The 3,020-nt window shown below is 58.0% G+C and carries 2 protein-coding genes; one reads left to right on the top strand and one right to left on the bottom strand.

The features are described 5' to 3' along the window. Positions 1 to 2,759 (top strand): DUF2185 domain-containing protein (locus B5F88_RS18860; protein WP_140402202.1); only part of this gene is annotated, 2,759 nt, incomplete at its 5' end. A 1-nt stretch (position 2,760) separates the two neighbouring features. Here B5F88_RS18860 and B5F88_RS18865 read toward each other — a convergent pair. Beyond that, a partial coding sequence (locus B5F88_RS18865) for a hypothetical protein (protein ID WP_087936974.1) occupies positions 2,761 to 3,020 on the bottom strand: 260 nt, incomplete at its 5' end.

The raw sequence follows: 3,020 nt of genomic DNA on the forward strand, positions 1-3,020 counted from the left end.
AGGCACTGGCGGATTTTGCCCAGAATCCGCTGGAATATGACCTCAGTGAGATGATGGACAACGAGGAGATCCAGGAGATGGCTCGGGATGTGGAGGCGCTGCGGAAGGAGCTGTACGAGGCTGCTGGCCGCAACCGGGACTACCATGTGAAAGCGGAGGATGTGAAACCTCTACTCTCTGACTGGAAGGGTGCCGATGGCTGCATTGCCACCAACCGTATCACGGTGGAGGGCTGCAAGGTCGGCTACTGCTACCGGGAGAAGCCGGACGGCGACTGGGACAGTGGCTGGCGCTTCACCGCCGGTGATGAGAGCGAGGAGTACATGGACGACCCCAACAATGCCGGGATTTACAAGCTGAACACAATCTGCAACGACGATCCCGACATCATTCCATTGCTGAACACCCCCGCCCCCTGCGCCTTTGAGCGGGACGGGAATGGCATGTTCCAGCAAATCAAAGACTGGAAAGCAGAAAACGAGGAGGAACACGCTATGGACATTTTGGAGCAGTGCCAGAAGTGGCATGAAAAGGGCCAATATCAGAAAATCATTGACGCGCTGGAGGCCATCCCTGCTGGGGAGCGTACCCCGGAGATGGACAGCGAACTGGCCCGCGCCTATAACAATCTGGCAGACCCATATAAGCCAGGCGGCAAAGAGATGCTCAAAAAGGCCATCGCTCTGCTCAAGCCCCATGAGGAATACTTTGCGGAAGACCACTGCTGGAACTTCCGTATGGGATATTCCTATTACTTTCTGGACCAGGAGGGCCGGGCATTGCCGTATTTCCGCAAGGCACTGGAGAAACTTCCTGGAGACGAGGACACCCAAAAACTCATTGATGACTGCGAGCACCGCATTTCTCTGCCACAGTTCTCGGAGTGCTTCCGGGAACGGACAGAGGACTGGTGGGAAACCTTTGCCGAGATGGAAGCGGAGCTGCGCCAGATGATGGACGACGACAAAGACCACACCCGCGGCGCCGAACTCGTGGTCCAAATGGAAGGGGCTTTGAACCAGGCGTTTGACGAAATCTCCTTCGAGATGGGCTTCAACGGCGAGAAGTACGAGCTGATCCTCACCCCGGAGGGTGACAAGGTCAAGCTGTTTGAGCTGGTCTACTTCCAGAAGCACGCCCCCAAGGAGGTGCTGGAGCACTGGAACATCCTTGTGGGCCGTCAACCCCTCCAAAACATCGGTCTGCGTACCGAGGATGGATGGGACATCTCCGGTGAAGATGTGCAGATCTGGCTGGAGGAGCAGGGTGAAAACAGCTTCGCCCTCTCCGCCTACTGCGAAAAGCTGCTGCCCATGCTCCGGGAGGCGGAAGGCCGTGTCTGGTGGATGCTCACCACCCTCACCGACCAAGTGCTGGGCGAGATTCCCCACATGAGATACATAGGCAGCTTTGATGTGTTGGAGGAACCCAAGGCAGAACCGTCCATGCTTATGTCCCAGCTGCCCGACGCTCTGAAGGAGCGAGGTCTGGAACTCTCCACCGACCCGGAAGCCTATCTGGAGAGCTATCTTGGCTACGAAATGAAACCCAATGAAGACCCCAACGCCGATTGGCGGCTGGATGTGATGGTCGGCTCCACTTGCTGTGTGCCGCTCATCAACGGCTATCTGGATGCCGACAATGACTTCATGGACGAGTTGCAGGCCGATGGTGCGGCGGCGGGCTTCTTCTGCTATCCCCTGGACACCCTGCGGGAGGAGGAAGGCTCGGAGAAGATCTTCGACTTCCGGGACAAGCTGGAAGAAGTGTTCACCACTGGCGATGGCCCTGAGATCCTCACCCTCACCGGCGGAGCCACCGGCCTTTTCTGCGGCTATGTGGACTTCATCGCCTGGGACATCCGGGCTGTTCTGCAGAAGGCCAAGGAATTCTTTGAGGGCACGGACATCCCCTGGGCCAGCTTCCACACCTTCCGCCGTGAAGCGGGCACAGTGAATCTGAAAACACCGCCCGAGGAGGAGCCGGACGATGAGGATCAGGTCCCCGAACTGGACGAGACGCTGACGGGCATGGACTATATCCCTTACACCCCGCAGAACGAAGAAGAATTCTTCCAGCAGCTGGAGCAGTGGAACGATGAGGACGAGTACACCCGCTGCATCCAGGCATTGAATGCCATCCCGGAGGATTGGAGAAACTACCGCACCGCCTATGCCATGGCACGGGCGCTGGAGAACTATGCCATCATTGGGGACCACGACGAGGGTACCCCTAACTATAAGGGAGATAAGGCCCTGCGCCGAGCCATTGATGTGCTGGAGTCTGTCCGGGAGGAGGGCCAGGACAAGGCGGAGTGGAATATGCGGATGGCCTATGGATATCAGTATCTCCATGGCCAGGAGGAAAAGGCTATCCCCTACGCCCAGCGGTGGGCCCAGCTGGACCCGGAGGACGAGAATGCCCCAGCGGTGATTCAAGCGTGTCAGGAGGAGATTGCAAAGCGAGCCGAGGCAGAAGCCGAGGACGAGAGTGACCACACCGGCGTTTTCACCGGCTTTGTGCTGCTGTCCAGGGGAGAATGGGACAAGGAGCAGTTCATCCGGGACATGCAGGAAAAGTGGGACATCCCCGTGGATGAATACGACGTCAGCGAGGAGAAGGCCGATGACGCCCTGGTGTTTGAGGTGGGCGATATGCTGGCCGCCGTCAGTCTGGCTGAATACCCTATCCCCGACGGAGAAGCCGAGGCCAACGCGGAAAACAACTATATGTGGGAGGATGCGGTCAAGGTAGGGTAGATCAGGGCGTCAGGGTGGCAAGGCCCGAGAAGAAGGGCGCGATATAGGTGATGAACGCGCCGATCCCGTTGACGATGGCCCAGGCGATCCAGATGCGCTTGAGCCAGTCCCATGCCTGATCGACTTTGTGCTGGTTGTTTGAAATTTTGGCACCCACCACGGCTACCGCGGACATGAGGCCGGCCAGCACGGTGCTGATGCCGGCGATTTTGGAGTAGACATCCACGATGATGGTATTTGCAACCGTCCACATATCGTCTA

The sequence above is a fragment of the Flavonifractor sp. An306 genome (assembly GCF_002159455.1).
Lineage (GTDB): Bacteria > Bacillota > Clostridia > Oscillospirales > Oscillospiraceae > Flavonifractor.